Below are 3443 nucleotides of genomic sequence, written 5' to 3' on the forward strand. Positions count from 1 at the left end.
TTGCTTCAGGTCTTGAAATAGGCTTAGAAGACTACGAATCTGACCCAATATTTTCTTGAGCTTGGCGATTGTTTGAGCTTGTTGAGCGAGTAGCTCCTCTAGGTCATCTTCCATGTTTCGCGATGAATAGTGCAATCGTTAGCCAGCTTATAGGCTCTTAATTACTCTATTCTCTACGTGAGAAAATAAAATACAGGTGGGTGGCTTCGTTTTCAATTCAGATAGCATCCGAGGAGGTGTAAAAAGCAGCTCTTGGAGAAGCCGCTGACTATCTTGTGGCGTTACCAATTAACCTAATCGATAGCCAAACCCTCGCACTGTAATAAGGTACTGAGGATTGCTAGGGTCAGCCTCTATTTTTTCTCTTAGCCACCGAATGTGAACATCGACAGTTTTAGAATCCCCCATAAAGTCTAGACCCCACACCTTCTCAATCAAATCCTCGCGCGATCGCACTCGACCTGGCTGCTGCATGAACACCTCTAAAAGACTAAACTCTTTTGGAGAGAGCGTGACTGCTTCGCCGCGTAGCGTGACTTGACACTGCTGCTTGTTGAGAGCGAGGTCTTGGAAGCTCAAGATTTCTTCTTTTAGCTGAGGGTTAAAACCTTGATAATTCCGCAGCAACACTCGACATCGGGCAATGAACTCCTTCAGGCTAAAAGGCTTCGTCAAGTAGTCATCCGCTCCTACTTCTAAGCCCACGACAATATCAGCCTCTGCCATTTTGGCGCTGAGGATCAGAATTGGAGTTGTATTGCTCTGCTGACGAATGAAGCGACATACATCCAATCCATTGATAAACGGGAGCAGAAGGTCCAGAACAATGAGGTCAAATGCTTCATCGCCATTGCCTTGTGCAGATGTAGAGCCCTGCACCTGTTCAAGAGCTTGCTGACCATCTTCGACGGCTACAACTTGAAATCCTTCTGCTTGCAGGGCAAGAGCTACTGTATCGCGGATCACTGCCTCATCTTCAACCAGTAAAACCCTGGCCTGTCGAGCGGATGGTCCAAGGGAAAAATCTCTAGATGAGGACATAAGAATCGTTGAGGTCGAATCAGTTCGTTGGCTCAGACTAGGAAATGAAGGAGTTGGAGGCTAGGATGAGGAGTCGGCTGAGAACAAGTGAAATCTTTCTTTAGTTGCTTCTGGAGTCAGAGGGCCACCCCTACAATGTAGCAGCGAGCAAGCGTTGGAATGACAAGGTATGTCAGCGTACTTAATTACAATAGAAGTAGCTCTACAAGATTCAGCTTTAGCATTGGAATCAGTGATTCAGGCTGAATTGCAAAAGCGAGGAGAGCCGTTTCAGTGGGCAGTGACAGACGTAGATTGTCAGCGACAGATAGTTTCAATAGATGCCCTGTTATGGCTTAAACCTGAACTCAGTTAAATCCTCTCTAAGAAGAAAACAATCAATAGGGCAAGATGCAAGCGTTCTGCCAGAGCAAGGCAAAAACCTTCCCGCGATTGCTTTTTCTTAGCTACTGTATAAAGCTCAAAGCTGCGATCGCCCCTAACTAGAAGTGTCGTAAATGCTTCAGCCTTTTGTCTGAAGCTCAAACTTTCACGCCTTCCTGCCCCCTAGACCCGTGCTCAGTCTAGTCAAACAGCCAATGCAATGCCGTGAACCCCAGAAGCGATCGCTTTTGGAGAAGGAACAGAGGCAGCTAGATGCTGAGTTCTTAAGCTGACCCACACTTTGTACTCAGTTCTCTTACAAGTAATGCAAGCTTGAGCGCCATGCTCCGTTAAAGAAAGCGCCAAGGCAAAAGCTTTTTGCCTATCTTCAGCCTTGCAGGTCGTGCAGAGGCGATAGATTTCCCTGTCAGAATACATTCCCTCATGAAGTTCGTTCTGGTACCAAAATTTAAAGGGCTGAACGAGGTCATGAGATAGCGCTAAGGGGTACATGTAAAGCCTTTGATGTCACAATCCCATTCTTTGTTAAGTTTCAAGTATACTGTGTGATTAAAGTTACACTTAACTGAAACTTTAACTTCCGTAGCGTACAAAGCTTAATCCCACTCTAAAATTCTCTTGGAAGGGTAAATATCAAAGGTTAGGTCTAGACACTCTACAACTAACCCTTAATCTGTGCACGCTCGACGAAAGACCCAGATGAATAATCCAGATTCTAGTGATTGGGTTGAAACACCCTTAGAGGCTACTTGGCAACTGAGCCCTCACAATGAAGGTAGTTGGGAATGGTCGCCGGAGTTAGCTGCCTGGATGCGGTTAAAACTCGAAAGAGAGTTAACCCCTGAAGAACTAGACGATATATTGCGGATGAATTATTGCAGCACCCTAGATGAACTAATTCGACGGCTGAGTGTGCCTAAGCATTTGTAGGTGATCCCCTCTGGTTAAAACACAAAAGTTTTAGGCTTTTGTCGTGCTCTTACCTCACAAGACGATCACACGAATGAGTCAGAAGCTCAAAACCGCCCCCTCCAGCTGCACCTCCGATACCTCAAGATACCATCGGAACCTGTAGCTGTATCCCTGCACCGCTCATTTGGGTCAGAGCCGTGCGTCTGAAGCTGTGAGTGCTGACTTCCTCCAGCCCCAAGCGATCGCTAAGTGGACTGAATCAGGTGAGCAATCACGTGACTCAACTTCTGGGAGTCTAGCGGGTTAGAGAGGTGCTTCTGGAACCCTGCTGCCAACGCCTGCTGCTGATTGACTTCTCCGACATACGCCGTCAGCGCGATCGCGGGGACTTGTCCCCCTTGCTCTGGCGGCAACGCTCTCATCTGTTGCATCAGCATATAGCCATCCATCTCAGGCATCCCAATGTCACTTAACAGCACGTCTGGTTTTGAATGCATCAGCAGGCTCAAGGCTTCAGCGGCGGTCGTGGCTGTGAGCACCTTTGCTCCTGCTTGCTCTAAGACAAAAGCGACAAACTCCCGTGAATCTGCTTCATCATCCACGACCAAAACCTGAATCCCGTTCAAATCAGCAGCGGGCTCTGACGCTGGGGTGTTCTGATGGGTGATTGGCTGTAGGGTAGGGGCATGAGCGGCAGCCTCACGGTAAAGGTGGCACCCCTGCCAACGCCTGGGCTTGCGGCCTCAACCGTACCCCCGTGCAATTCGACTAAGTGCCGCACGATCGCCAGTCCTAGTCAGCATTGAGTTAAACTCAGCGGAGTGGGTGACTGCTCCGCTGAGTTTAACTCAATGCCATTACTCTCCTGACTGCTAGCAGCGGAATCTATGGAGCGAACTAAATTGCTAGTGGGAAAATATCCGTGATAGTTCGGTGCCAAATGTAACTGCCCCGAGGCACTCTGGAATCGTCATCTGATGTTGGCAATTCAACGTTTGCCTAGCCGCTATGCAGTCTTTAGTGCTTTCCCAAGCGTCTGATTTAGAAGAATTGATTGGCAGTATTTTCTTGTGTGGTAGCTTGACTGCAACAGAGTATCGATGGCT

At 48.0% G+C, this 3443-nt stretch carries 6 protein-coding genes; 2 read left to right on the top strand and 4 right to left on the bottom strand.

The features are described from left to right. Nucleotides 1-288: 288 nt before the first annotated feature. Nucleotides 289-1041 carry a response regulator transcription factor gene (locus NDA01_RS31555; RefSeq protein WP_190552940.1) on the bottom strand — a complete coding sequence of 251 codons (753 nt, stop codon included), beginning with the start codon at nucleotides 1039-1041 and terminating at the stop codon, nucleotides 289-291. Between the two features lie 169 nt (nucleotides 1042-1210). Here NDA01_RS31555 and NDA01_RS31560 point away from each other — a divergent pair, with 169 nt between their 5' ends. After that, on the top strand, nucleotides 1211-1396 hold the full coding sequence (locus NDA01_RS31560) for a DUF8621 family protein (RefSeq protein ID WP_348231166.1): 186 nt from the start codon (nucleotides 1211-1213) through the stop codon (nucleotides 1394-1396). 212 nt (nucleotides 1397-1608) lie between these two features. Here NDA01_RS31560 and NDA01_RS31565 read toward each other — a convergent pair whose 3' ends face one another. After that, complete coding sequence (locus NDA01_RS31565) at nucleotides 1609-1842, bottom strand: hypothetical protein (protein ID WP_348231167.1); 234 nt, start codon at nucleotides 1840-1842, stop codon at nucleotides 1609-1611. A gap of 282 nt (nucleotides 1843-2124) precedes the next feature. Between NDA01_RS31565 and NDA01_RS31570 the strand changes: the two genes are divergently transcribed. Continuing rightward, complete coding sequence (locus tag NDA01_RS31570; RefSeq protein ID WP_348231168.1) at nucleotides 2125-2355, top strand: hypothetical protein; 231 nt, start codon at nucleotides 2125-2127, stop codon at nucleotides 2353-2355. 227 nt (nucleotides 2356-2582) lie between these two features. On the opposite strand, the gene NDA01_RS31580 is transcribed toward NDA01_RS31570, so the two are convergent. Together NDA01_RS31580 and NDA01_RS32190 are read right to left on the bottom strand one after the other, a co-directional pair. Next, nucleotides 2583-2963, bottom strand: a complete 381-nt coding sequence (locus NDA01_RS31580) for a response regulator (RefSeq protein WP_431193614.1) — start codon at nucleotides 2961-2963, stop codon at nucleotides 2583-2585. Further along, complete coding sequence (locus NDA01_RS32190) at nucleotides 2960-3118, bottom strand: hypothetical protein (protein ID WP_431193615.1); 159 nt, start codon at nucleotides 3116-3118, stop codon at nucleotides 2960-2962. Before NDA01_RS32190 ends, NDA01_RS31580 begins: the two co-directional genes overlap by 4 nt. Nucleotides 3119-3443 lie beyond the last annotated feature (325 nt).

This window comes from Trichocoleus desertorum AS-A10 (assembly GCF_039962155.1).
Taxonomy (GTDB): Bacteria; Cyanobacteriota; Cyanobacteriia; order FACHB-46; family FACHB-46; genus Trichocoleus.